This window comes from Postechiella marina (genome assembly GCF_039538365.1).
GTDB lineage: Bacteria > Bacteroidota > Bacteroidia > Flavobacteriales > Flavobacteriaceae > Postechiella > Postechiella marina.
In genome coordinates, this window is record NZ_BAABCA010000002.1 from 254,340 (window position 1) to 281,192 (window position 26,853).

Annotated in this window: 21 protein-coding genes; 10 read left to right on the forward strand and 11 right to left on the reverse strand. The window is 32.6% G+C overall.

What is annotated here, in order from left to right; translation table 11 throughout:
- Positions 1-42: 42 nt before the first annotated feature.
- Together ABD715_RS04950 and ABD715_RS04955 are read left to right on the forward strand one after the other, a co-directional pair.
- Entirely contained in the window at positions 43-807 is a 765-nt protein-coding gene (locus ABD715_RS04950; RefSeq protein WP_344786996.1) for a sulfite exporter TauE/SafE family protein, read from the forward strand.
- 88 nt (positions 808-895) lie between these two features.
- Positions 896-1,405, forward strand: a complete 510-nt coding sequence (locus ABD715_RS04955; RefSeq protein WP_344786997.1) for a YtxH domain-containing protein — start codon at positions 896-898, stop codon at positions 1,403-1,405.
- A gap of 73 nt (positions 1,406-1,478) precedes the next feature.
- Here the strand turns inward: ABD715_RS04955 and ABD715_RS04960 are convergent, their stop codons facing one another.
- From ABD715_RS04960 to ABD715_RS04970, 3 genes are all read right to left on the reverse strand, one after another.
- Entirely contained in the window at positions 1,479-3,308 is a 1,830-nt protein-coding gene (locus tag ABD715_RS04960; RefSeq protein WP_344786998.1) for a GNAT family N-acyltransferase, read from the reverse strand.
- 97 nt (positions 3,309-3,405) lie between these two features.
- A complete protein-coding gene (locus ABD715_RS04965) occupies positions 3,406-4,656 on the reverse strand; it encodes an aspartate kinase (protein ID WP_344786999.1) in 1,251 nt (416 codons plus the stop codon).
- A 1-nt stretch (position 4,657) separates the two neighbouring features.
- Positions 4,658-5,137, reverse strand: coding sequence for a GNAT family N-acetyltransferase (locus ABD715_RS04970; protein ID WP_344787000.1), 480 nt, complete (start codon positions 5,135-5,137; stop codon positions 4,658-4,660).
- 125 nt (positions 5,138-5,262) lie between these two features.
- Here ABD715_RS04970 and fbp point away from each other — a divergent pair, with 125 nt between their 5' ends.
- On the forward strand, positions 5,263-6,270 hold the full coding sequence (fbp, locus tag ABD715_RS04975) for a class 1 fructose-bisphosphatase (RefSeq protein ID WP_344787001.1): 1,008 nt from the start codon (positions 5,263-5,265) through the stop codon (positions 6,268-6,270).
- Between the two features lie 68 nt (positions 6,271-6,338).
- Here fbp and ABD715_RS04980 read toward each other — a convergent pair whose 3' ends face one another.
- The 6 genes from ABD715_RS04980 to ABD715_RS05005 form a co-directional block, all read right to left on the reverse strand.
- Complete coding sequence (locus ABD715_RS04980; RefSeq protein WP_344787002.1) at positions 6,339-7,322, reverse strand: T9SS type A sorting domain-containing protein; 984 nt, start codon at positions 7,320-7,322, stop codon at positions 6,339-6,341.
- Between the two features lies 1 nt (position 7,323).
- Positions 7,324-8,358, reverse strand: a complete 1,035-nt coding sequence (locus ABD715_RS04985) for a right-handed parallel beta-helix repeat-containing protein (RefSeq protein ID WP_344787003.1) — start codon at positions 8,356-8,358, stop codon at positions 7,324-7,326.
- A 420-nt stretch (positions 8,359-8,778) separates the two neighbouring features.
- Entirely contained in the window at positions 8,779-9,717 is a 939-nt protein-coding gene (locus ABD715_RS04990; protein WP_344787004.1) for a hypothetical protein, read from the reverse strand.
- A 13-nt stretch (positions 9,718-9,730) separates the two neighbouring features.
- Positions 9,731-10,687, reverse strand: coding sequence for a DUF6175 family protein (locus ABD715_RS04995; protein WP_344787005.1), 957 nt, complete (start codon positions 10,685-10,687; stop codon positions 9,731-9,733).
- A 13-nt stretch (positions 10,688-10,700) separates the two neighbouring features.
- On the reverse strand, positions 10,701-11,222 hold the full coding sequence (locus ABD715_RS05000) for a hypothetical protein (protein ID WP_344787006.1): 522 nt from the start codon (positions 11,220-11,222) through the stop codon (positions 10,701-10,703).
- Positions 11,223-11,255: 33 nt separating this feature from the next.
- A complete protein-coding gene (locus ABD715_RS05005; protein ID WP_344787008.1) occupies positions 11,256-12,554 on the reverse strand; it encodes a hypothetical protein in 1,299 nt (432 codons plus the stop codon).
- 187 nt (positions 12,555-12,741) lie between these two features.
- Between ABD715_RS05005 and ABD715_RS05010 the strand changes: the two genes are divergently transcribed.
- Together ABD715_RS05010 and ABD715_RS05015 are read left to right on the forward strand one after the other, a co-directional pair.
- Positions 12,742-14,781, forward strand: a complete 2,040-nt coding sequence (locus ABD715_RS05010; protein WP_344787009.1) for a tetratricopeptide repeat protein — start codon at positions 12,742-12,744, stop codon at positions 14,779-14,781.
- 1 nt (position 14,782) lies between these two features.
- Positions 14,783-15,529, forward strand: a complete 747-nt coding sequence (locus tag ABD715_RS05015; RefSeq protein WP_344787010.1) for a LytR/AlgR family response regulator transcription factor — start codon at positions 14,783-14,785, stop codon at positions 15,527-15,529.
- Between the two features lie 47 nt (positions 15,530-15,576).
- Here ABD715_RS05015 and ABD715_RS05020 read toward each other — a convergent pair whose 3' ends face one another.
- Both ABD715_RS05020 and gltB read right to left on the reverse strand, forming a co-directional pair.
- The gene (locus tag ABD715_RS05020; RefSeq protein WP_344787011.1) at positions 15,577-17,043 is read right to left on the reverse strand and encodes a glutamate synthase subunit beta; all 1,467 of its coding nucleotides are present in this window, start codon (positions 17,041-17,043) and stop codon (positions 15,577-15,579) included.
- A 4-nt stretch (positions 17,044-17,047) separates the two neighbouring features.
- Positions 17,048-21,562 (reverse strand): glutamate synthase large subunit, encoded by a 4,515-nt coding sequence (gene gltB, locus ABD715_RS05025; RefSeq protein WP_344787012.1) that lies wholly within the window; start codon positions 21,560-21,562, stop codon positions 17,048-17,050.
- A 460-nt stretch (positions 21,563-22,022) separates the two neighbouring features.
- Between gltB and ABD715_RS05030 the strand changes: the two genes are divergently transcribed.
- From ABD715_RS05030 to ABD715_RS05050, 5 genes are all read left to right on the forward strand, one after another.
- A complete protein-coding gene (locus ABD715_RS05030; protein WP_344787013.1) occupies positions 22,023-23,012 on the forward strand; it encodes an outer membrane beta-barrel protein in 990 nt (329 codons plus the stop codon).
- A 117-nt stretch (positions 23,013-23,129) separates the two neighbouring features.
- On the forward strand, positions 23,130-24,416 hold the full coding sequence (locus ABD715_RS05035; protein ID WP_344787014.1) for an ammonium transporter: 1,287 nt from the start codon (positions 23,130-23,132) through the stop codon (positions 24,414-24,416).
- Positions 24,417-24,581: 165 nt separating this feature from the next.
- Positions 24,582-24,920 (forward strand): P-II family nitrogen regulator, encoded by a 339-nt coding sequence (locus ABD715_RS05040; protein ID WP_344787015.1) that lies wholly within the window; start codon positions 24,582-24,584, stop codon positions 24,918-24,920.
- 24 nt (positions 24,921-24,944) lie between these two features.
- The gene (locus ABD715_RS05045; protein WP_344787016.1) at positions 24,945-26,174 is read left to right on the forward strand and encodes an ammonium transporter; all 1,230 of its coding nucleotides are present in this window, start codon (positions 24,945-24,947) and stop codon (positions 26,172-26,174) included.
- Between the two features lie 291 nt (positions 26,175-26,465).
- Positions 26,466-26,798: a toxin-antitoxin system YwqK family antitoxin gene (locus ABD715_RS05050; RefSeq protein WP_344787017.1), complete on the forward strand. Its 333-nt coding sequence runs from the start codon at positions 26,466-26,468 to the stop codon at positions 26,796-26,798.
- The last annotated feature ends 55 nt before the right edge of the window (positions 26,799-26,853 follow it).

A 26,853-nucleotide genomic window follows, 5' to 3' on the forward strand; every position in this document is an offset into this window, starting at 1 on the left:
ATTTGGGGTTTCCTATTTTAACCCCTTTAACAATAAAACGCATTGTCTTACTTAGAAACTCTTCAAGCTTACAATTTATCGACATTACAATGGGTAGCCATTAGCTTGGCAGGCTTTTTACTAGGCGCATCTAAATCTGGTATAAAAGGCATTGGTATTGTTATAATTTTAATTATGGCTTTTGTTTTTAGCGAAAAAGCATCAACAGGTGTTTTGTTACCTATGCTTATTTTTGCCGATATTATTGCAGTTATTTACTATAACAGACATGCCCAATGGAAAATTATTTTTAAGCTATTACCATTTATGGTTATTGGCGTTTTAGTTGGTGTTTGGATTGGTAACGACATTTCTGAAAATGTCTTCAAAAAATTAATGGCAGTTATAATAATTGTATCGGTTATTATTATGTTTTATTTCGAAAACAGAAAAACAGCAGCAGTTCCTAATAGTAAAATATTTACTGTTTCTTCTGGCTTCTTAGCTGGTTTTGCAACCATGATAGGTAATTTAGCAGGCCCAATAGCTAACGTTTATTTTTTAGCCATTAGGTTCCCTAAAAACGAATTTATAGGCACTGCAGCTTGGCTGTTTTTTTTAATTAATGTTTTTAAACTTCCATTTCACATTTTTGTTTGGAAAACTGTTAGCACAGAAACCTTAGTGTTAAACTCGGTTTTAATACCTACACTTATTGCTGGCTTTTTTGTAGGAGCCTCTATTGTTAAGCTTATATCTAATGTAAACTACAGACGTTTTATTTTTATTATTACCATTTTAGGTGGTGTTATTATGCTATTTAGATAAAATAGCATAATAATTTAAAAAGAGATATAACATACTCATAAGTTAATTTTTACTAATTTTATAACTTAACTATTTAACAATTAAAACAATGTCTGACGAAAAAAGTTTAAGCGACGATCTTGACGATATGTTAGGAGACGCTAAAGATGGTGCTAAAAAAGCAGCCGATAAAATAAATGAAAAGGCTAACGAGTTTAGTGATGATGCAAAACACCTTGCAGGAGAAGCCAAAGAAAAAGCTAAAGAATTTGCCAACGAAGCTAAAGATGCTGCGTCAGACTTTACAGACAGCGCAAAAAACGCTTTAAGCAACGGTAAAAATGTTGCTATAATTGCACATATTACAATAATTGGGTGGATAGTAGCACTGGTTATGAATAGTAGCAATAAAACAGAATTAGGCTCTTTTTACGTAAGGCAAATATTAGGTATTGCTATTCTTGGGCTAGTAATTAGTTTTATTCCTTTTGTAAACTTTATTGGCTTTATATTAGTTTTTGTACTTTGGGTTATGAGTTTAATAAGTGCATTAAACGCAGAAAAAAAGCCCATTTTTTTACTAGGCGCTCAATTTCAAGAGTGGTTTAAAGGTTTGTAATATAATTATTAATTCGATTTAAAACTATATACTTAAAAATCAGATTCGATTTAAAATGGAATCTGATTTTTTTTTATTCTTCATTATTACCAGAGAACTTACGTTCTAGCTCGGCTTGAAACTCTTCCATTACAGGTCGAACTGTACTTTCTGGCAAATCTTCTATTTTTATATACATTAAACCATCTACAGCGTTATTAAATAACGGATCGACATTAAAAGCCACCAATCTTGCATTTTGCTTAATGTATTTTTTAAGAAGAACAGGTAAACGTAAAGCGCCTGGCTCTATCTCGTCTATAATTTTATCAAACTTATTTAAATCGGCTGCTGTAGCATCAAAAACAAAATCTTTGTCTGCGTCTTTTAACTTTACCTTAAACTCTTTTTTAGGGCGTACATACTGGGCAATGTATGGATCGTAATAATGCGATTTCATAAACTCAATCATCAAAGATTTAGAAAAGTTAGAAAACTGATTACTTATACTTACACCTCCAATTAAAAATTTATGTTCGGGGTAACGCAATGTTGTATGCACAATACCTTTCCAAAGTAAAAATAAAGGCATAGGTTTTTGTTGGTATTCTTTAATTATAAATGCACGCCCCAATTCTATAGATTCGCTCATCATTTTATAAAGCTCTGGCTCAAACCTAAATAAATCTTGAAGATAAAAACCATCAATACCATGTTGCTCAAATATTTTAGAGCCTAAGCCCATTCTATAAGCGCCAACTAAAATATTTTTTTCTACATCCCATAAAAACATATGGTGATAATAACTATCAAAAGTATCTAAATCTATAGCTTCGTTTGTACCTTCTCCAACCTCTCTAAATGTAATTTCTCGAAGTCTACCTATTTCTCTTAATATATTAGGTATGTTATTAGCTGGAGCTAAAAACACTTCGTAATTCTTACTTTTTAATAAACGATGATTTTCTTTTCTTAACTCTTCAACCTCAGCAATAACATTTTCAGAACTAACCGGTGTTACTATTTTTTTTGGTGTTTTTGGCACTTTTAATGTCGAAGATATATTGTTTAAAATCTTTCCTTTTTCTTCAAAAGAATTAGATAGCATGTATGTTTTTCGTCTTAAAAACTCTGAAAACTCAACCAAACCTGCATGTTCTTTTTGATCTTTAACAGAAATAGGTTTACCTATTCTTACCTTTATTACGCGACGTTTTTGAGTTAGTACTTCTGAAGGTAATTTTGCTGTTCTAAATGTATCGCTTATTTTAGATAGCTTGTAGAATAACTTACTGTTTTTAGCATGAAAATAAATAGGCACTACAGGCACTCCTGCTTTTTGCACCAATTTCATAGCAGCTTCTTCCCAAGGTTTATCTACCACCAATTTACCGTCGCGATAGGTAGACACCTCTCCCGCAGGAAATAACCCCAACGGATGTCCACCTCTTAAATGTAAAATAGCGTTTTTAAAACCTGCAATACTAGACTTTACATCTTTTCTGTCTTCAAAAGGGTTAACAGGCATTATGTAAGGCTTCATTGGCTCTATACGATGCAGTAAAAAATTTGCAATAATTTTAAAATCTCTACGTTGCTCTACCATTAATTTTAATAGTAAAATACCATCTATGCCTCCTAGCGGGTGGTTTGAAACTGTTATATAAGCCCCATCTTTAGGTAAGCGTTTTAAGTCTTCTTCTGGAATCTCAAATTTAATTTGAAACTCTTCTAAAATTTTATCTAAAAAATCAACGTCTTTTAAATGTTTATTTTTTTTATAAAACTCGTTTATAGCAGATATTTTAAGGAGTTTCATTAACAACCAACCAATAAAAGTACCTATAAATCCGTACTTATCTACGTTTATTACTTTGGCTACTTCTTTAGCCGAAACTAAACCTATATCTTCCTTCTTGGACATAACCACAAACCTAATCATTTTTCACTCTCAAATCAAGAATAAAAAACCTTTAATTTAGTATTAAAATAATATATAATTATGCAAAAAACTGCTTTTTCTATTCACAAATTAGCTGCATCGTTTCTTCTGTAAGCTGTTTTAAAAGTACAACTTTATCTTTCTCCAACTGCTCTACAACAGGTTTATTATAATGCCTTATGGTGTATAACGAAACATTGTTATAACACATAACTTTAAATTTAGCTTTTAATTGTTGTAGTAAGACTTCTAAGTTACCATAAACATTATCTACACACACAGAAAAACTAATTGCTGAATTTTGAATAACATGAACTTTCATTTTATAAACATGTAAAAGATTAAATATTTCGCTAATATTTTCTTCTACTATATATGAAAAATCTAATGATGATAATGCTATTAGTACTTGATTTTTTTTAACTATAAAACAAGGAATATTAGGCTCTAAAGACATTTCTTTAGCAACCATGGTTCCTGGTTGTTCTGGGTGTAAAAACGATTTAACATACAAAGGAATTTCTTTACGTTGTAGGGGTTGTAATGTTTTTGGGTGAATAACCGAGGCCCCATAAAAGGCCAATTCGATAGCCTCTCGATATGATATTTTATTTAATAACTGTGCGTTTTCGAAATAACGCGGATCTGCATTTAAAACCCCAGGCACATCTTTCCAGATGGTTACATGCTCTGCATTTAAGCAATAGGCAAAAATGGCTGCTGTATAATCGCTACCTTCTCTACCTAATGTTGTTGTAAAGTTATTAGAATCGCTACCTAAAAACCCTTGAGTTATGTTTAAAATCGATTTATTAAATGTTGCACTTATTTGTTTCTGTGTTTGTTCCCAATTTACGTTAGCACTTCTATAGTAATTATCTGTTTTTATATACTCTCGCACATCCAACCAGTTGCTTTTTAAGCCTATAGTATTAAGATATTCGTTTATTATGGTTGTAGATATTAACTCGCCAAACCCAATAATTTGATCGTAAACAAAATTATAATCAGGAGATTTATTACTTTTTAAAAAAACATTTAATTCTTCGAATAAAAGTGTAACTTTTTTAAAAACAATATGCTTTTCGTTGGTAAATAAATCTAAAAGAATCTGGTTATGATACTTTTTAACGTCTTGTATAGAGCTTTGTAATTCGGCTTTATTGTTAAAATAATTTTTAATTACAATTTCTATAGCATTTGTGGTTTTACCCATTGCAGATACGACTATTAAAGTATTAGCACTGCCTACTAACTTTAAAACCGAAGCCAAATTTTTTATTCCATTGGCATCTCTTACAGAAGCTCCTCCAAATTTAAAGACCTGCATATTATAGTTTTGCTATGTAATTTTTAATAGCTTGCTCGTCTAGTTGTACCACATCCCAATCTCTCATAACATTTGCACCCTTACTTTCGTAAAAGGCAATAGCAGGTTCGTTCCAATCTATTACTTCCCAGTTAATTCGCTTTGCATTTAAACTGTGTGCGTACTTAACAACCTCGTCTAGCAAAGCTGTGCCAATACCAGAACCTCTTAGTTTTTGACTTACTATTAAATCTTCTAGATGAATTATTTTACCTTTCCATGTAGAATAACGATTATATACCAATGCTATACCCTCTACTTTATTATCAACCTCTGCCACAAAACACTTAAAGGCTGGGTGGTCTCCAAAACCATCTTGTTGTAAATCTTCTACTGTTACCTCTACAGCTTCGGGTTCTTTCTCGAATATGGCTAGCTCATTAATTAAATTAAGAACCTGTAACATATCTTCGCTTTTTGCAATTCTAATTGTATAATTCATAAATAATGTTCCTATTTTTTCAAATATACTTTAAACTTGTGATTTGCAAATATTAATCTTTAACGAAAACGTTGTAGTTACATAAAAAATATAGATATTTGTATAAACAAAACGAAACTTATTTTATGTCTCACAAAAAGCAAACTTTAGGAGAGTTTATTATTGAAAACCAATCATCATTTAAATATTCTTCGGGTGAATTATCTAGCCTTTTAAATTCTATTAGACTAGCAGCCAAGGTTGTAAACCACGAAGTAAACAAAGCAGGACTAGTAGATATTATTGGTGCAGCTGGCGATACTAACATACAAGGAGAAGACCAACAAAAACTAGATGTTTACGCAAACGATAAGTTTATACAAACACTTACAAAAAGAAATATTGTTTGTGGTATTGCAAGTGAAGAAGAAGACGATTTTATAACAATAAATAGTCAAGATGAAAATCATCAAAATAAGTATGTTGTTTTAATAGACCCTTTAGATGGGTCGTCTAACATAGATGTAAACGTATCTGTAGGTACTATTTTTTCTATTTACAGACGTGTAACTCCTGTTGGCACACCTGTACAAATTGAAGATTTTTTACAAAAAGGAAGCGAACAAGTTGCTGCTGGTTACGTGGTATACGGTACATCTACCATGCTTGTTTATACTACAGGCGATGGTGTTAATGGCTTTACTTTAAACCCTGCGATTGGATCGTTTTATTTATCGCACCCAAGTATGGAATTTCCTGAAGATGGCACAATTTACTCGGTAAACGAAGGTAATTATATTCATTTTCCACAAGGTGTAAAAAACTATATTAAGTATTGCCAGCAAGAAGAGAATGACAGGCCATACACATCTAGATATATTGGATCTTTGGTATCCGATTTTCATAGAAACATGATTAAAGGTGGAATTTATTTATATCCGCAGAGTTCTAAAAATCCAAACGGAAAATTACGTTTACTTTACGAATGTAATCCTATGGCTTTTTTAGCAGAACAAGCTAATGGAAAATCTAGTGATGGGTTTACTAGAACCATGGATGTAGAACCTACTGAACTGCACCAACGTGTGCCTTTTATTTGTGGCAGTAAAAATATGGTAGAAAAAGCTGAAGAATTTATGCGAAATGCAAAATAAAGCATAGCTTTATAAAAAAAAAGCGAACTGAGAAGTTCGCTTTTTTTGTTTGAAAGAAAATTTACTTTTTATTTTTTTATAATTTTAAAAGAAGCTTTACCTATATCTGTTTCTAAATTTAAAATATAAATACCCGATTTTAGATTTGATAAATTTAATGTTTTTATGTTTTCTGGATTAGAAAAAACCGTTTGACCAAGTTTATTATATATTTCTACTTTTAATATTGCGATGTTATCATTTAACTTTATAGTTAACTCATTTTTAAAAGGGTTAGGAAAAAGCTTTGTTGTTTTAAATAAATTATCGTCTATACCTAACCCAGAATCTACGGTAAATACTTCTGTGTCGTATATAGACCAATCTCCGTTAGAATCTTGAACTCTAACATAAAATAAATGCTCGCCATTGGCTAAACTGTTAGATGTACTTACATCAAGAGTTTGTGATGTTTGAGCAGCATCAGTAAATGTTATCGATGTACCGTTGCCAACTCCTGGATCTGTATCTATGAAGTATTCAGCTTTTATAACTTCATGCAAAGAAAAATCGAATTCTTTAATATAGATTAACCTTCTGTCGTATATACCCCAATTACCATCATTATCTTGAGTTCTTAAATAAAAACTATGAAAACCATCAGACAAACCGGTAGTAGAGATTGTATAAATTTGAGAGGTTTGCTCTGCTTTATTATCTATTACCAAAGCTGTTTCGTTACCAACACCTCTATCTACATCAAAAAAGTACTCTGCTGCCGAAATAAAGGATGTGCTTAAGCTTTTTAGGTAAAAAACTTTTCTATCGTATAAACCCCAATTACCATCACTATTTTGCGTTCTAACATATAAACTATTAAAACCTTCTGGTAATGTATTTGTTGGTATAGAAAGGCTTTGCGTTAGTGTACCCGTGTTACTATCTGCATTAATTATCGTCTCTGTACCTACGCCTAAGTCTGTATTAAAAAAATACCCAACCTTGGTTACATTTTGCCCAATTCCTAAATAACAGAAAAACACAAAACCATATAATATTTTGTATTTTTTCATGTTAATTTGCTTTAGATGTAATGTCAACACTAAGGTTTGCTCCTGGCGCTATTCTATCTGTAATATTGGTTATTTTAACACTTGGTACACCTTTAGTATATCCATAATTATTAAAAACTCCAGTGCCATCATAAAGCCCCATGTCTACGCCTCCAGCTCCTGTACCTTTAGCAGATGAACCTGCTTGAAGATGGTAGTCGTCTATTTCGGCATAAAAACCATATCCTGGATTATCAGTACTTACAAAAAGTGGATCTTGGTTGTATAGATTATTAGTTCCTGTTGGGAGAGCTACATTTCCACTTCCAAAGTTATAAATCATACAGTTTTCAAAAACTACCCCACTTGAATTTGGATCTTCATTGGACGCAGAATCGTAAATCACTATGTTGTTTTGAACAGTAATATCTCCTACACCAGCATTGTATATTGGTGTATTATAAGAAGCCTTAATAAATATATTATTTTTTACAGTAATAGATTGGTAATTTTTTAAACCCAAGTAATTGTGAACAAACACATTATTACTAATAATAGTGTTGGTATAGTTATTATAATTTGTTGCAGAATTTGTTGTTCCCATTTGAGCAATAATATTTCCTCTTACTATAACATTATCAACTCCACCGCTAGTATCGAACCCTAGATAACTTTTTACATAATTATTCTCTATAACTAGATTAGAAATAAGCGCACTATTACTAGCAATTAAATCATCATTAATATAAAACCCAGAAATTTTAGTGTTAGAGGCACCGTCTCCTAAAATAATGTCTTCTACCTCTGTTCTTTTTTCTGGATTTAAATGACCAAAACCTATTATTGTGATAGATTTATTAATTGAAATATTACCATAACTTGTCTCTGATGGGTGAACATAAATAATATCTCCAGCTGTTGCTACAGATATTGCTGTTTGTAAATTATTGTATTGAGCATTTGCACCTGCAGAATTGTCTACAGTAAGTGTGTTTTGAGCATTTACTTGACATACTAAAAGTAAAGCTGTTATTAAAATTGTGAATTTTGTTTTCATTGTTTTTTTGATTTTTGGATTATTAATTAATAGCTATTTACATCAGTTTGATATATTAAAACTGAAAGATTATTTTATAAAAACTAACTAATAAAGCATTGGTAATTATGCTTTTTAAAACGATGAAGAAATTCTTTAAACCCTCTTTTTATTATTAAAATGTATAAACAAACCATATACTTGCTCTTTTAAAAACTTAAAAAAGCTTCTCTTTTAAGAGCGCTCATTTACATATACATGAAAACATTTAATAACATTAGAAAAAAATTAATAGTTTCTCTTCACTGTTATTAATTGAGGCTCTTAGGGATAAGAAAAGTAAATAGATAAACAAAAAACAATAGGTACTAAACTATACTATTAATGGCTTAAAACACCTATTGCTTTTCCTTTTTAAATAACTATTTATATATTATTATATTAATACCAACCTTTAATATTATAAGTTGGCTGTTGGTTTAAACCATAAGCAACACCTATATCTCTTGCTGCTTTAATACTAGATGTTTCTACATCCAGTTCTTTTAATTTATACTGCCAATCTCTATCTAAAAGCTCTTTAGCTTTAATACGATCTGCAATATTTTGATATAAGGTTGTTACCTCGCCAAAGCAAGATGCCTGCGGGTCTATAGATGCCAAAATAGCTCCTGCTTTATTTGCAGCTCTTAAATCTTGATTGGCAGACCATATGCTACGGGCTTCGTTTAATTTACGTGTACAACCTACATTAATAGCCTGGATGTAAATTGGGCTTATTTTATTTTTTATAGTTTCGAAACAAGAGCTTACTTCTGGCACACCTGCTAAAACAGCCAAAGCTTCTTCATATTTATTTTGCGCACTTAAGCCTTCAACTTTTCGTTGTACTAAATTGCAATTAGAATTATAATAATCTATAACTCGCTTTTTTCCATTTTTAACAAACTCTTGCAGTATTGGGCTTTTTGGTCTTATTTGTCGTATAGCAGATATGTATGCTTTATTCTCGTTTGTACCAACACCTTTGGCAGACACTGTTTCGCTTGTAAAAACGGTGCCTTCAATACCATCTCCTATATAAAAAGTAACCTCAAGATTTAAAGCTACTTTTGGAGGAGCAGTAGGCAGTACATCTTTAGTTAGCACCATAACATTTGGTGTAATTATAAAGCGAGAATTATAGCTGTTATCTGCAATGCCCTTTTGTGTAACTATTTGGTTTAATTTAGTTGAAAGCATTTTTTTAGCAGCAGATGGTATAGATTCTATTTGATGCGGCACATAAGTACCTATAAAAATACCATCGTAATTAATTTGATCTTGTGCTACTAGCGATAAAGAACTAATAAGCATTAAAAAGTATATTATATTTTTCATTTTCTTATTTTTATTATTTACCACCAAGAATTATTGTAGCTCTACCAAGCCCCTTCATCACTAATTTATTAGGGATATTATAAGGTGCATTTTTTAAAAACTTACTAAGCTCGTAAGTATATCGTCTGGCATCAATAGCTCTATTTTTATCGTTATAAAGAGGTATTCTAACTTGCTCAAATAAAGCCATACTTTCTGTCATATCTGTTGTGCTAAACCTGCCCTTAACAGTGTTATCTGCCAACCAGTCTTCAATAATAAAGCTAAGTACTTCGCCATCAAACTCAGACTCTAAATCGCCATCCCAATCGTCCCATTTTTGAATACGAACAATAATCTCTCTTCCGTTTTCAAACATATCATCAAAATGAGTTTGTAATCGTTCTGTAAACTTATCCATATGCGCTAAAACTGCTTCTGATAATAAAACAGGTGTTTCTGCAGAAAACGATGGCGCTCCTGTACCAGCTGCAGTAGCAATTTGCTTATCTGTATAGGCATCTAACCCTTGAAGATTAAACGTTATTGATTTTTTGGGTCCTGTTTTATTTACAACCCAAGTTAATTGCATAATAATGTCTGCTTTTGCTATTTTTTTAAGAGCATCTATCGGACTTTCGGTTACAGCGCTACCAGAATCTTTAGACGATCTCATATTATCTTCTGCCGAGTTAGATTTTAGTGTTTTAATAGCAGATTCCATATTTTTAAGTGGAAAACCTCTATCGGCCATCATGCCATTTATCTGGCTAATTACCAAGAGTACATCGGTATCTTGCTGAAAAGCTTTTTGGTAATCTGGTATTTGCACCATAGTACCTTGATCGTCAAAATTTATTACATATCCATTTTTAATGCACCAAGCATCACTTGGCACTACCATTAAAGTTGGTTTTTTTGCTTGACTATATGCTATAATTCCAACAAGGAATATGCAATATGTAATACCTCTATGTATTTGCTTCTTCATAATTTATACTATTTTAAAAACCAGATGTTAACCCTCTAACTATGCCTTTACTTTCTAGGCGTTTTCTTAATTGATCTACTTGTACGTTTACTATAACTCCTATTTTATATTCTCGTTTACTTATTTTTAAGCGATCGCCTGGGGCTATACTACCATCTGTGGCTGCAGAAACGTATTTAAGATATTCGCCTCCATCTGCAAAAAATGCGTCAAAAAACTCTATAAATTCACCTTCTGTTTCTGCCGATTTAACTAATGGACTAAAAGACGTACAACCCTGTCCTCCGCCTGCGTAACCTTTAAAAATAATTCCATGCACTGCATTTTTCATAGACCTAGAAATAGCATGCTTTGGATTTTTAGAATAAGACCATACTTTTACTAATTTAGATCCCAACTTAGCTATGCCTTCGCACTCTAAGTCGTAACGCCAAATCCTAGTATCTCTATTAGCTTTATTTTTTTTCCATTGCGCATTAGCAGTTGTTCCCATTACGAGTAATAAGCACAGTATTAAAATGTTTTTTATTTTCATGATACTCAATATTTAAAATTTTGGATAGATTAATTAATTGATTTGCCTTATTAGCATACCTGCAAAGAATTTGTTTTTGCCACCTGTAAATGTGGTATATTCCATGCTAGATGTGTTTTCTTCGTTAGCATTGTATCGGTTATCCCATATAAGATTTTTGTCTACTTTTATAACACCTAATCGTTTATACTCAGTTATACCGTCTTTGTTAAGCACCTGCTCTAAAACTTCATATTTATCTCCTTTTTCCAATCCTTCTTTTAAGCCTATTTTAGCTGCTAAAGGGTCTGAACTTACCAGAGGTGTTTTAGTTCTAAAAACTTCAAATTTTCTTTGTAATTTAGATATGACATTATCTATAGCTCTTACCGTAGCCACACTAATTAATTCTACATTACTTTTATTTGAGTAAGATGTACTTTGTATGTCTGCCCAAGATGTTTCTGTCCCCACATATTCTAGCTTAAAAACATCTGTTTGGTTATAAGCTTCTACTTTATCGTTATCTATATTAGCATCATCAGTCCAAAAATTATTATAAAAAACATTGGCTATTTCGTCGTTCCAAACCAATTTATACAAATACGCTTTTGTTTTAATAACATAACCTTTACCTGCTACCTCAACACCCTTAGAGGCCAATGTTGATGTATTGGCAAGATTGTCTTTTCCTAAAACCGAAGCCACTTTGGTAACACCGCTTAATAAGCCTTTCGCCTTTTCTGCTACCTCTTCTTTATTGGTATACTTAAAATCGTTTACAATTATAAATGTATTTTTTATTAAGGCCTCTCCCGCATCTGCTAATAAAGCAGAACCACGCTCGCTACTATTTGCAATTTTAACATCTAGGTCTGAGGCATTGTAATAACCTCGTTCTGCAATTAAATCCATATTAAAACCACCTAATTCACTTCTATTAAACCATTTAGACACCAAAGATTTGGCTATACCATGAGTATTTAAATCGTTAAGAATTGCTAAATGCTGAATTGATTTATCTTCTTTTGAATCTGAATTTTTAGATAGTTTAGACATCAACCCTTTCTTTTTTGGAGCCTCTTCTACTTCTTCGGTTGGTGTATAAGCAAAAGATGAATCTGCTCTAGAAATAAGTCTAGTTTCAATAATATGATTATTAAACTTATCTATTAAAGGGGCTTTTACAAAAACACTTTGAATAGTATCACTATATTCTTGGGTTAAATCGCTTATCATAAGCGTGTGCAGCGAACTTCTTTTATATTTTACATCAATAGTTTTTTCTTGAGCAAAAGAGGAAAAAGAACATAGGAAAACTGCAAAAAATACTAAGTTTTTTAGATTTTTCATTTTGAGGGATAAATTTGTTAATAGCATGTTAAAAGTACTTGTATTTAAGATTTTGAACTACATTAAATTATTATTCGTTGACTTTCACTTATTATCTGTAATTTATTTAATAACAAATAGATAGGTTTTCTCGCTCGATAATTTGTACTTTTGTTATAGCTATTAATACGTAAACTTTTATTTCTTAATGAAGGGAAGTCTGCACTACCTCATATTTTTTGTTTTCGTGAGTGTTTATGCTCAAAAAAGCAAAATAGACTCTTTAGAAACCCTACTATTAACTACCAATAAGCAACGCGATAGCTTACGCTTAAATGTATTAATAGAACTAGGCTATGCCTACTATTTATCTAATCCAGATCGAGGTATAGAGGTTTTAAACGAAGCTATTAAAATTGCTAAAGCTACAGAAGATATAAGCAGAGAAGCAAAAGCGCTACAATACATAGGGCACAACTATTCTACCAAAAGAGAAGATTCTATAGCTTTACAGAAGTATGATATGGCTATTAAAATTTACGATAAAATTGGAGATAGGCAGCGAAAAGCAAGAGCTATTTACAATAAGGGCTTAATCTATTTTAATCAATCTGATTATAATCGAGCTAACAAAAACAACAAAGAAGCCTTTTTGGTATTTAAAGCAGAAAACGACAGTGTTTTAATGGCTAAAATGTTAAATAGCATAGGCTTAAATTACATGTACCAGTCTAACTATACAAAATCTTTATCAAAATATTTTGAAGCACTAACCATTTACGAAAGACTAAAAGACACAACAAGTATAGATTACGCATCTATTAACGAAAGTATTGGTATACTATACACGCGACTAGAAAAATTTAACAAAGCGATATCCTATCATGAAAAAGCCATAAAAATATACAAAACAAAACAGTATAACTATGGTTTAGCCAACAGCTTAACCAATATTGCAAACGCATACGATTATTTAAAAGAGCATAAAAAAGCTATCGATAATTATAATGAAGCTTTTAATATTATGAAAACCTTAAACAATAAGCTTGGTATGGCAAGTGCCAAAACAAATATAGGAATAGCGTATGTTTCTTTAAAAAATTACAATAAAGCTATAAGTTATTTTAACCAATCTAAACCCATATACCAATCGCTAAACAACAGTAATAATCTAGCTATTGTTCACGATTATATAGGTATCTGTTATTTAAATAGTAATTTAAAATTAGCGCAAGAAAACTTTAAAGCTTCTTTACGTTATGCTAAAAAATCGCATAGTATAAATTTACAAGTAAATGCTTTAGAAAGTTTAACCGATGTAAATTACAAATTAGGCAACTATAAAAATGCGTATAAATTAAAAGAAGAAGCTGTAATTTTAAAAGACAGTTTCTATTCAACAGAAAAGAAAGAAGAATTAGCCCGATTAGAAGAGCAATATAAGTTTGAAAACGAAAAAAATATTCTTGAAAACAATTTTGAGAGAGAAAGACTTATTGCAAAAGAAGAACTTGAACACCATAAACACATAAGAAATTTAATAGTTTTTGGAGGCGGAAGCTTTTTTTTATTAGTTATAGGAGGCATGTTTTTTTACAGAAAAAAGCGTGAATCTGATTTTAAATTTAAAGTAGCAGACACAGAGCTAAAAGCTTTAAGAGCCCAAATGGATCCTCACTTTTTATTTAACTCCTTAAATTCTATTCATAGCTATATAATTAAAAACGACATAGAATCTGCCACAAATTATTTAACAAAATTTGCTCGATTAATACGAAAGACACTAGAAAGCTCTACTGAAAAATTTGTGCCTTTAAAAGACGATATAGAAGTTTTAAAAAACTACTTAGACATAGAGCAAAAACGCTTAAACAATAATTTTACTTACACCATTAATGTAAGTAACGAGATAGACGTTAGCTCCATTTTAATTCCGCCATTAATTTTACAACCCTTTATAGAGAATAGTATTTGGCATGGCGTAGCTTTAATAAAAAACTCTGGCGAAATTACAATTGAATTTAAAAAAGAAAATAACATGCTATACTGCTCTGTAGACGATAACGGTGTTGGTAGAGGCGGTACAAAAAACATAACTAAAGACAACAAATCTATTGGAATTAACCTAACAAAAAACCGAATAGACATTATAAACGAACAAAAGAAAACCAAGGGAAGCATGACGATAATTGACAAAAAACAAGGGGTAAAAGTTGAAGTAAAATTGCCTTTAATTTTTTCTTTTTAATATGATAAAAACTATAATTATAGACGACGAGCAACACTGCATAGATGTTGTATTAAAACTATGTTCTAAATATGATGTTTTTGATATTATAGGAACTTTTAATACTGTAGAAGATGGTATTAAAGGCACTAAAAAACTACAGCCAGATTTAGTGTTTTTAGACATTAAAATAAAAAACAAGACGGGTTTTGATTTTCTGAAAGAAATAGGGCAGATTAATTTTAATGTTATTTTTACTACTGCTTTTGAAACCTATGCTGTAGAAGCTTTTAGGTTTAGCGCCTTAGATTATTTATTAAAACCAATTGATAAAGACGATTTTCACGAAACTGTTTTAAAACTAAAAAATGTAATAGAAACCTCTATATTAAAAAATAAGATCGACGTTTTATTACATAATTTAAAAGTAGAAAATGCTTTAAAACGCATTAGTGTTGCCACATCTGACGGGTACGTATTTATTGAGGTATCGCATATTTTATATTGCCAGGCAGATATAAACTACACACATATTTACACCACAGATGGAGAAAAAATTACAACATCTAAAACACTTAAAATCTTCGAGAAACTCTTATTAAACAATCATTTTTTTAGAGTGCACAATTCTTATTTGGTTAATTTATTTTATGTAAAGAAATACACTAAAGGAAAAGGAGGCTATGTTACCATGAAAGACAAAACAAACATAGATGTGTCTATAAGGCGAAAAGAAGAGTTTATTAAAAAATTTATTCAACTATCATAAAAAAAGCGAACTTAAAAAGTTCGCTTTTTTTATGATAATCTTATTTACTAGTTTACTCCTAATAAATCTCCAGTAACATCTTTAGATGGTAAATCAGATTTACCCATTAAGTAAATATCTACTTGTCTTGCAGCTTCTCTACCTTCAGATATAGCCCAAACAATTAACGATTGCCCGCGACGCATATCACCTGCAGTAAAAACGTTTGGCACATTAGTTTGATACTTACCGTATGCTGCTTTATAATTAGAACGTCCATCTCTATCTAATCCTAATTGATCTGCAATAGTACTTTCTGGTCCAGTAAAACCAAGTGCTAATAAAGCTAAATCGCAAGGCCAAGTTTTCTCAGTTCCTTCAATTTCTATAAGCTTAGGTCGTTCTCCAGGAATCATTTCCCATTCAACATTAACTGTTTTTAAAGCAGTTAACTTACCGTTTTCGTCCTTTACAAATTCTTTTGTGTTTATTAACCAATTACGCTCTACCCCTTCTTTATGAGAAGACGATGTTTTTAACTGTAATGGCCAATAAGGCCAAGGTGTAGTTGGCGAACGGTGTCCTGGAGGTTTTGGCATAATTTCAAAATTAATTACCGATTTTGCTCCATGGCGGTTAGATGTTCCTATACAATCTGATCCTGTATCACCACCCCCAATTACAATTACATTTTTATCTGTTGCTTTTACTTGATCTTTTATTTCTTGACCAAAAACAACTTTAGTTTGCTGTGTTAAAAAATCCATAGCTTGCACCACACCGTCTGCATCGATACCAGGTGTTGGTAAACTTCTTCTTTCTGTTGCACCACCACAAAGCACTACAGCATCAAATGCTTTTAGCTCTTCTACAGATACATTTACACCTACATTAGCGTTTACCTTAAATACAATACCTTCCGCTTCTAAAATAGCTACACGACGGTCTATAATTCCTTTTTCCATTTTAAAATTAGGAATTCCGTAACGTAATAAGCCTCCAACAGCATCATCTCTTTCAAAAACAGTAACTAAATGTCCTGCTCTATTTAATTGCTGTGCAGCTGCTAAACCAGCAGGACCAGAACCAACAACTGCTACTTTGCGCCCTGTTCTTGTTTTTGGTGGCTGTGGCTTAATCCAACCTTCTTTAAATGCACGCTCTACAATATTTTTCTCTATATTCTCTATAGAAATTGGATCTTCTATAATACCTAAAACACAAGCTTGCTCGCAAGGTGCGGGACATAAACGCCCAGTAAATTCTGGGAAGTTATTTGTAGAGTGCAATATCCAAGAAGCTTTTTGCCATTCGCCTTGGTGTACCATATGATTAAAATCTGGAATTAAATTACCTAGTGGGCAACCACTATGGCAAAACGGAATTCCGCAATCCATACAACGAGAGCCTTGTTCTGTAATCTCTTCATCATTTAAAGGCACCGTAAACTCTTTATAATGCTTTACACGCTCTTCTACGGGCTTGTATGCTTCATCTTTTCTTTCGAATTCTTTAAAACCTGTTACTTTTCCCATTGTACTATGCTATTTCTAATTCTTCAACCATTACTTCTCCTTTTGCTAAGCGCTCTAAAGCTTTCTTATATTCGGTAGGCATTACACGAACAAAATTCTTCAAGCTATTATCCCAATCGGCTAATAATTTCTTACCTAATTCACTCTCTGTATAAGATACGTGCTTTTCAATCCATCCTTTTAAATCGGCTGCATCTTCAGCTAAAATATCTTCAAAATCTATAGTTTCTGTATTACATAATCCGTTTACAAACTTATCTTCTGGATCGTAAACATAAGCAATACCTCCACTCATACCAGCAGCAAAGTTTCTACCTGTGTCACCAAGTACAATTACTTTTCCTCCTGTCATATATTCACAACAGTGATCGCCTACTCCCTCTACAACTGTTGTTGCTCCTGAGTTTCGCACTGCAAAACGCTCGCCTGCAATACCATTTATATACGCCTCACCTTCTACAGCTCCAAATAAACATACATTACCAACAATAATATTGTTTTCTGCTATAAAGTCTGCTTTGGCTGGTTTTTTAACAATTATTTTAGCTCCAGATAAACCTTTACCTAAATAATCGTTTGTATTTCCATCAAGGTTAAAAGTTAATCCGTGTGCACCAAAAGCTCCAAAACTCTGACCTGCAGAACCTGTAAAGTTGATATTTAAAGTATTATCTGGCAACCCTAAGTGGCCATGTGCTTTAGATATTTCGTTACTTATAATAGCACCAACCGAACGATCTATATTACAAATAGGAAACTCTAATGTTGTTGGTACTTTATTTGTTATTGCTGTTTTTGCATGCTTTAAGATGGTAAAATCTAAAACGTTTTCTAGGTTATGATCTTGTTTTTCTAAATTTTTAACAGGCATTTTACTATAAGCAACTGGTCTGTGTAAAATTGAAGATAAATCTAATCCTCTAGCTTTATAATGCGTTATCGCTTTGTTTGCGTTTATTTTATGTGTTTGCCCAATCATTTCGTCCATAGAACGGAATCCTAATTGTGCCATAATACCTCTTAACTCTTCTGCTATATAGTAGAAGAAATTAATAACGTGTTCTGGTGTCCCTTTAAAGTTTTTACGCAACTCTTTATCTTGAGTTGCTATACCAACTGGACATGTGTTTAAATGACATTTACGCATCATTATACAACCAGAAGCTACTAAAGGAGCTGTAGCAAAACCAAATTCTTCGGCTCCTAGTAGTGCAGCAATAGCTACATCTCTACCCGTTTTTAATTGGCCATCACATTCTACAACAATACGAGAACGTAAGTTGTTTAACACTAAGGTTTGTTGCGCTTCTGCTAAACCAAGTTCCCAAGGTAAACCAGCGTGTTTTAATGATGTTAGTGGAGAAGCTCCTGTTCCTCCATCGTAACCTGCAATTAATACAACATCTGCTTTTGCTTTAGATACACCTGCTGCAATGGTACCTACACCTACTTCTGATACTAATTTTACATTTACTCTAGCTTCTCGATTTGCATTTTTTAAATCGTAAATTAATTGAGCTAAATCTTCGATTGAGTAAATATCGTGATGTGGCGGTGGCGAAATTAACCCTACAAAAGGTGTCGAGTTACGTGCCGATGCTATCCATGGTAATACTTTTTCTCCTGGTAATTGCCCACCTTCTCCTGGTTTTGCACCTTGGGCCATTTTTATTTGAATCTCTCTAGCATTAGATAGGTAATGAGATGTTACTCCAAAACGACCAGATGCCACTTGCTTAATTGCAGAGTTTCTACTATCTCCGTTAGCGTCTGGAATAAAACGTTTTCTATCTTCTCCTCCTTCACCAGAATTAGATTTTCCTCCAATTCGGTTCATGGCTATTGCTAAATTTTCGTGTGCTTCTCTAGAAATAGATCCATAAGACATCGCTCCTGTTTTAAAACGTTTTACGATATCTGTCCAAGGTTCTACCTCGTCTAAAGGAATAGGGTCTAAATTATCAAACTCAAATAACCCACGAATAGTCATTAAATTTTCTGCTTGATCGTTAACAGCTTTCGAGTAAACATCGTAACTCGCTTGATCGCTTAACCTAACCGCTTGTTGCAATTTAGCAACTGTTGTTGGGTTAAACATATGCCTTTCGCCATTACGTCTCCATCTATAATCTCCACCTATATTTAAACCTAAACGTTTATCGATAAATGTATCTGGATATGCGTATTTATAACGTTCTGTTATTTCTTTTTCGATTTCGTATAAACCAATACCTTCTATTCTTGAAGCTGTGTAAGGGAAATACTTTTCTACAAACTGAGAATTAAAACCTACTATTTCGAATATTTGAGAACCTCTGTACGAGTGTAACGTAGAGATTCCAATTTTGTTCATTACTTTTAAAATACCTTTTCCAATAGCTTTGTTAAAATTGTCAACTGCTTTTTGCTCGTCCATACCAGTAATAAAGCCTTCTTTTACTTGCATTCTGATAATTTCGTTTACCATATATGGGTTAATAGCAGAAGCGCCATAACCAAATAAGGTAGCAAAATGGTGTGGTTCACGAGGTTCTGCAGATTCGATAATAATATCGAAATAAGAACGTTTGCGTAAACGGTTCATTTGGTGATGTACGTATGAACAAGCTAATAAAGAAGGTATAGGAGCAAACTCTTTGTTAACACCTCTATCTGATAAAATGATGATGTTAGTACCTCTTAATAAGGCTTTTTCTATTTGCACTATAATATCGTCTAAAGCATCTTCTAGTCCATTAAGACCTCTGTCTTTTTTGTATAGAATCTCAATAGTTTCGGCTTTAAAGCTTTCAACAGATATGTTTCTAATTTTTTCTAAATCGGCATTAGAAATTACAGGGTTCTGAATTTTTAATTTTCTACACTGTCTTTCTGTAATGCTAAATATGTTTCTGTCTTTACCTAAAGACAAACTAATATCTGTTACAATTTCTTCTCGAATCCCATCTAAAGGTGGGTTAGTAACCTGTGCGAATAATTGTTTAAAGTAATTTGAAATTAATTGAGGTCTGTCAGACAATACAGCCAAAGGCGTATCGATACCCATAGAACCTAAAGCCTCTTTACCAACTATTGCCATTGGTGTAATAACTTCTTGAATATCTTCAAATGTATAATTAAATAAACGCTGCCTTGTTTTAATATCGATGGTTTCGATAGGACAGGTTGTATTTGTATACGGTATATCTTTTAAATGTATTCTTGTTTTATCTAACCATTCTTGATATGGTCTTTCTGAAACAATTTTACTTTTAATTTCTTCGTCGTTTATAATGCGCCCTTCGTTCATATCTACCAAGAACATTTTTCCTGGTTCTAAACGCCCATGACTTTCTACATCTTCTGGAGCTACTTCTACAACACCAATTTCTGAAGACATTATTAATTTACCACTTTTAGTAACCGTATATCTAGATGGGCGTAAACCATTACGGTCTAATAATGCTCCAACATAATCACCATCTGTAAAAGGTACAGAAGCTGGTCCATCCCATGGTTCCATTAAGCAAGCATTGTACTCGTAGAAAGCTTTACGTTCTTTAGACATGGTTTTATGTTTTTCCCATGCTTCAGGAATCATCATCATCATGACTTCTGGTAAAGAACGTCCTGTGTGCGTTAATAATTCAACAACCATATCCATAGAAGCCGAATCTGACTTTCCTGGTAATATAATTGGGAATAACTTATCTATTTGAGGCCCAAAAACATCACTTTTCATTATTTCTTCTCGAACACGCATTCTAGATACATTACCTCTTAAGGTATTAATCTCTCCATTTTGACACATAAAACGGAATGGTTGCGCTAGCTCCCATGCTGGCATCGTGTTTGTAGAAAAACGTTGGTGTACTAAAGCCAAACGTGTAACTAAATCTACTTGCTGTAAATCTGTAAAATATGGCCCAATATCTTCGGGCATTATAATACCTTTATATATTAAGGTAGTGTTAGATAAGCTTGGTAAGTAAAAATAATCGCTTTGCGACATTTTAGATTTTCTTATAACATGCTCTGTTATTTTACGAGCAGCATAAAGTTTAGCTTTAAATATGTCTTCTGCAACGTCTTCTGTTTTACCTATAAATAGCTGTTCTATATTAGGCTCTGATGCTAAAGCTATCTCTCCTAATTGAGAAGAATCTACAGGTACTTCTCTCCATCCTAAAATAGAAAGACCTTGAGCTTTAATTTCTTTTTCAAAAACATCTTTACAAAATTGATATTGGTTTTTAACTTTTGGTAAAAAAACCATACCAACAGCATATTCTCTTTGCGAAGGAATATCGAATTCGCAAACGCGTTTAAAATAATCGTGAGGAATATCTATTAACAAACCAGCACCATCACCAGTTTTACCATCTGCACTTACACCCCCACGGTGTTCTAATTTTACTAGAATTTCTAAAGCATCGTGAATAATTTGATTTGTCTTCTCTCCTTTAAGATTACAAATAAAACCTGCCCCACAATTTTCGTGTTCAAATTCAGGTAAATAGAGTCCTTGTTTCTTCAGCATGATCTACATTTTTGGATTAAAAATAGCGTCGAAATGCGAATATAATCACAACTCTTTAAATAATTACCATGCCCAAAACATTATTCCGATTATTTAAACGAAGCGAAGTTAAATCTAATTATATATCAATAATAAGTAGAATTTTTAATAAATATTCAATCCTTATATATAACGGTAAATGCATATATATGAATTATCAGTAAGAAAACTTTAGAATACTAACAAGAACAGCACAAAAATCTTGAAAATACTGACAATAATTCAAAAACACCAATTGTTAAAAAATCATAAAATCTTTAATTTTAATAAATACCCCTAAAAAAATAGGGTTAAAATTAAAATATCTACAAAAGTAAACTAAATAACCCTATTTTTTATGGGGGTTAAAACTTTTTGACATAGTTTTACCTCGTCTTAAAGAAAAAACAAACACTAAAATTAATAACCAAAATTAAACATTATGAAAAAAATTATTACACTTTCGATGCTTTTCGTAGCAACAGCATTATTTGCTCAGGAAGAAACTAAAAAATTAAGTGTAAGCGGAAGCGTTGACACATACTACCAATCAATTTTGACAGCTAGTGATGCAACAGCTCAACCACATGGATCAGGATACGCATCTGGAACTTCTTTTGCAGATCAAACAGGATTTGCTTTAGGTATGGCAAATGTTATTTTTTCTTATGAAGGAGAAAAAACAGGAGTTGTGGCAGATATCGCTTTCGGGCCAAGAGCAAACTCCGCTGTTATTGGAAACAACATAAACCAATTGTATGCTTACTGGAATGTATCTGAAGGCACAACTTTAACACTTGGACAATTCAACACATATTTAGGATACGAAGTTATCTCTCCAACTGGAAATTTTAACTACTCTACTTCTTATTTATTCTCTAGTGGTCCATTTTCTCATGTAGGTTTAAAAGCTGACTTTTCTTTATCTGAAGATTTCAGCTTAATGTTAGCAGTTATGAATGCAACTGATATTGCAGACAACATGACTGGAGATTACGCTTTAGGAGCTCAACTAGGATATGCTGGACAATTTTTAAACTTCTACTACGATTCTGGAATTAAATTAGGGTTTGAGGTTGATTACACTGGTGGATTTGATTTATCTGATGATTTCTTCTTAGGAATTAACGCTGCTTATGCTGACAATGATGGTAACGGTTTTTACGGAGCTGCTTTATACCCACAATTAGCTACATCTGATAACTTTTCTATTGGATTAAGAGGAGAATACTTTAACTGGATGATTGACGGTCTTGATGACGAACCAAATGTATTCGCTACAACTTTAACAGCTAGCTACACAGTAGAAAACTTAACCATTAAACCAGAATTACGTTTAGACAGCAACTCTGAAGAAGCATACTTAGATAGCGATTTAGCTGGAACTAAAAGCTTAGCTGCATTCACATTAGCTGCTATCTACTCATTCTAATTTAATTATTAAGAATGTAAAAAACACTTCATATTTCTAAAAGAGTAAAGCAATCTCTTTTAATCAAGACATTGCTTTACTCCTTTTTTAACTAACCCCTATAAAATTACACATATTATGTCAATATTAAATATGCCCCTTATAATTCAAGACACCGCCGCTATAGAAGGCGACATGGGAATGATGTGGATGCTTATCTCAGGTATCTTAGTCTTCTTCATGCAAGCAGGATTTTTCTTAGTAGAATCTGGAATGACAGACTCTAAGAACGCTGTAAACATAGCAATGAAAAACTTCTTGGACATTGCAGTAGGTTCTTTAGGCTTCTGGTTTATTGGGTACTCTTTAATGTATGGTGCCGATATGGGTGGAGGTTTCTTCCACTGGGGTGGTTTTACATTTTCTCAAGGCGCTGCCGATTTATTCTTTCAAACTGTATTTGCTGCAACCGCTGCAACTATTGTATCTGGAGCTATTGCAGGAAGAACAAAATACACAACATACGCTATATTTAGCATTATACTAACTGCATTTATTTACCCTATCGCTGGTGGTTGGGAATGGAATGGTGGTTGGTTAAACAACACTGATGGTATTATGCCTGCCGAGTTTATCGATTTTGCTGGATCTTCTATTGTTCACTCTGTTGGTGGATGGGCTGCATTAGTTGCTGCTTGGATGGTAGGACCACGTATTGGTAAATACCTAGACGGTAAAGCTGTAGAATTACACGGACACAACCAAATGTACGCTACTTTAGGTGTATTTATTCTTTGGTTAGGATGGTTTGGTTTTAACGGTGGTTCTCAATTAGCTTGGGGTGGAGACGACGCTACAGCTGCTTCTCAAGTAGTATTAGTAACAAACTTAGCTGCTGCTGCTGGTGCCTTAGGTGCTTTACTATTAACTTGGATAAAAGACGGAAAACCAAACTTAAGCATGACTTTAAACGGTGCATTAGCTGGTCTTGTTAGTATTACTGCTGGTTGTGGTAACATGAGCGAAGGCGGAGCGGTATTAGCAGGTTTAGTAGGTGGTATTATTGTAGTATTCTCTATAGAATTTATAGAAAGAAAACTTAAAATTGATGATGCTGTAGGTGCAATTTCTGTACACGGTGTTGCTGGTGCTTGGGGAACTTTAGTTATAGGACTTTGGGGTATAGATGGCGATGCTGGTATTGGTATCTTTAATGGTGGTGGAGCTGCTCAATTAGGCGCTCAAGCTATTGGAGTTTTAGCTTACGCTGCATGGGCAATTGGTTTATCATTCCTTTTCTTAGGTATAATGAAAAAGACTATTGGCTTAAGAGTTACTGAAAAAGAAGAAATAGACGGACTAGATTGGTCTGAACACGGATCTATCGCTTACCACGGTAAGAGACAAAGAGAAATTGAAGAATAATTATTAAAATTTACCGATTTTAAAAATTACAAGTAACATAACAAGAAGGATGTCTTTGAAAAATTAAGACATCCTTTTTATTAGTTAAGTTTAATAATTTTATTAATTTGAGTCCTTTAAACACTTTCCATTTTTAAAATCCAACTAAATAACATTAAATACATTATGAAAAAAATTGAAGCAATTATTAGAAAATCCAAGTACAGCACCGTTAGAGACGCTTTACATGAGGTTGGTGTAAACTTCTTTTCTTACTGGGATGTTACCGGTTTAGGAAACGAAAAAGAAGGCCACGTATACAGAGGCGTATCTTACAGTACAAGCGATATACAACGTAGATACCTTTCTATTGTTGTTAATGATGATTTTGCAGAAACAACAATTAAAACCATTATTAATTCTGCTGGAACAGGAGAAGTAGGTGATGGAAAAATTTTTGTTTCTAACATTGACGAATGTTACAGAATAAGAACAGGAGAAAAAGGCGGAAACACTTTAAAATAAAAAAACTAAATATATTACATTAAGATGGAAGGATTATTTACAGCTAACAACGTATGGATGATGGTCTGTACTGCACTCGTTTTCTTTATGCATACAGGATTTGCATTTTTAGAAATCGGGCTAACAAGACAAAAAAACACAATTAATATTTTATTTAAAAACATCTTTATTATAACAGTAGGACTGTTGCTTTATTACATTGCAGGATTTAATTTAATGTACCCTGGTTTTGCAGATGGTTCTGCTGGAATTTTTGAATTTGCAGGATTTGGCATTACTCCTCCTGAAAACGGAATGACACCTGATTATGCAGACGGAGGCTACACATGGTGGACAGATTTCTTATTTCAAGGGATGTTTGCTGCTACCGCTGCAACTATTGTTTCTGGAGCTGTTGCTGAACGTATGAAAATTGGACCTTTTATGGTTTTTACAATTATATATGTAGGTATTGTTTACCCAATTGCCGGATCTTGGAAATGGGGTGGCGGATTCTTAGACCAATTAGGTTTTTATGATTTTGCAGGCTCTACACTTGTTCACTCTGTTGGTGGATGGGCTGCATTAGTTGCTGTTTACCTACTAGGATCTCGTATAGGCAAATTTAAAAACGGAAAACCTCAAGCTATACCAGGACACAATATACCATTAGCAACTGCTGGTGTATTAATTCTTTGGTTAGGCTGGTTTGGTTTTAACGGTGGTTCTGTATTATCTGCAGATCCAGAATTAACATCATTAACATTAGTTACTACATGTTTAGCAGCTGCTGCTGGTGGTGTAGTAGCAGCATTAGTATCGTTCTTAAAATACAAAAACTTAGATTTAACTATGTTTTTAAATGGTGTTTTAGGAGGATTAGTGGGAATTACTGCTGGAGCAGATGTAATGACACCAGAAAGCGCAATTATTATTGGAGCAATAGCTGGGTCACTTATTGTATTTGCAGTTGCTTTTGTAGACGCTATTAAATTAGATGATCCTGTTGGAGCAATCGCAGTACATTTAATTTGTGGTATCTGGGGAACTTTAGCTGTTGGTATATTTTCTACAAATCCAGAACACACATTCTTAACTCAATTAATAGGAGTTGCTTGTTATGCTGCTTTTTGTTTAACAACATCGTTCATCATCATTTTTACTCTTAAAAAAGCTGTAGGAATTAGAGTTTCTGAAAAAGAAGAACTAGAAGGTCTTGATGCTCATGAACACGGTATGGATGCATATTCTGATTTTAGAATGAACGAACACTAATACAACATACATACTGTTTATTAGTTACTATAATTAAAAGGGAAAAAAGGTGTTTTACATATGTAAAACACCTTTTTTAGTTTATAAACGTTGCTTTACAATTAAAAATTCAAGTAAAAAACAAGAACAAAAATCACAAACGGAGTTAATATTGAAAAAAATAATAAACCATAACGCGCTTAAAATCAATTAATTAAACACCTAATGTTAATTTAATGTTACCTAAATGTTGTGTAATAGTAAAATTAATGTTATATTTGTAATGTAATTATTAATAAACCCCCATACAAAATGAAAAACATATTTATATTATTATTAGCATTATGCACTACTGTATCTTTTGCTCAAGAAGAAAAAGTTTTAAAACAAGACAAAACATTTAAACTTAATAAAGTTACAAATTTAATTGATGCCGTATACTACCATGATAATGGTAAAGTTAGCCAAACAGGTTCTTTTACTGCAGACGGTAAATTACAAGGCGAATGGTTAAGCTTTGACGAAAAAGGAAACAAAACCATTACTGCTTACTACGATAATGGTAAGAAAACCGGTAAATGGATTCACGTTATAAACGGTGTTATTAAAGAAGTAAACTATAGTAAAAACGTTGCTTCTTTATAAATTTAACCTACAGATTATATAACACGAAAAAGCATCCTAGATTTAGGATGCTTTT

Excerpts from the sequence above, each read along its gene's own strand:
- ABD715_RS04955 (WP_344786997.1), top strand. The coding sequence starts at position 896 with ATGTCTGACGAAAAAAGTTTAAGCGACGATCTTGACGATATGTTAGGA.
- ABD715_RS04960 (WP_344786998.1), bottom strand. The coding sequence starts at position 3,308 with ATGTCCAAGAAGGAAGATATAGGTTTAGTTTCGGCTAAAGAAGTAGCC.
- ABD715_RS04965 (WP_344786999.1), bottom strand. The coding sequence starts at position 4,656 with ATGCAGGTCTTTAAATTTGGAGGAGCTTCTGTAAGAGATGCCAATGGA.
- ABD715_RS04970 (WP_344787000.1), bottom strand. The coding sequence starts at position 5,137 with ATGAATTATACAATTAGAATTGCAAAAAGCGAAGATATGTTACAGGTT.
- fbp (WP_344787001.1), top strand. The coding sequence starts at position 5,263 with ATGTCTCACAAAAAGCAAACTTTAGGAGAGTTTATTATTGAAAACCAA.
- ABD715_RS04980 (WP_344787002.1), bottom strand. The coding sequence starts at position 7,322 with ATGAAAAAATACAAAATATTATATGGTTTTGTGTTTTTCTGTTATTTA.
- ABD715_RS04985 (WP_344787003.1), bottom strand. The coding sequence starts at position 8,358 with ATGAAAACAAAATTCACAATTTTAATAACAGCTTTACTTTTAGTATGT.
- ABD715_RS04990 (WP_344787004.1), bottom strand. The coding sequence starts at position 9,717 with ATGAAAAATATAATATACTTTTTAATGCTTATTAGTTCTTTATCGCTA.
- ABD715_RS04995 (WP_344787005.1), bottom strand. The coding sequence starts at position 10,687 with ATGAAGAAGCAAATACATAGAGGTATTACATATTGCATATTCCTTGTT.
- ABD715_RS05000 (WP_344787006.1), bottom strand. The coding sequence starts at position 11,222 with ATGAAAATAAAAAACATTTTAATACTGTGCTTATTACTCGTAATGGGA.
- ABD715_RS05005 (WP_344787008.1), bottom strand. The coding sequence starts at position 12,554 with ATGAAAAATCTAAAAAACTTAGTATTTTTTGCAGTTTTCCTATGTTCT.
- ABD715_RS05010 (WP_344787009.1), top strand. The coding sequence starts at position 12,742 with ATGAAGGGAAGTCTGCACTACCTCATATTTTTTGTTTTCGTGAGTGTT.
- ABD715_RS05015 (WP_344787010.1), top strand. The coding sequence starts at position 14,783 with ATGATAAAAACTATAATTATAGACGACGAGCAACACTGCATAGATGTT.
- ABD715_RS05020 (WP_344787011.1), bottom strand. The coding sequence starts at position 17,043 with ATGGGAAAAGTAACAGGTTTTAAAGAATTCGAAAGAAAAGATGAAGCA.
- gltB (WP_344787012.1), bottom strand. The coding sequence starts at position 21,562 with ATGCTGAAGAAACAAGGACTCTATTTACCTGAATTTGAACACGAAAAT.
- ABD715_RS05030 (WP_344787013.1), top strand. The coding sequence starts at position 22,023 with ATGAAAAAAATTATTACACTTTCGATGCTTTTCGTAGCAACAGCATTA.
- ABD715_RS05035 (WP_344787014.1), top strand. The coding sequence starts at position 23,130 with ATGTCAATATTAAATATGCCCCTTATAATTCAAGACACCGCCGCTATA.
- ABD715_RS05040 (WP_344787015.1), top strand. The coding sequence starts at position 24,582 with ATGAAAAAAATTGAAGCAATTATTAGAAAATCCAAGTACAGCACCGTT.
- ABD715_RS05045 (WP_344787016.1), top strand. The coding sequence starts at position 24,945 with ATGGAAGGATTATTTACAGCTAACAACGTATGGATGATGGTCTGTACT.
- ABD715_RS05050 (WP_344787017.1), top strand. The coding sequence starts at position 26,466 with ATGAAAAACATATTTATATTATTATTAGCATTATGCACTACTGTATCT.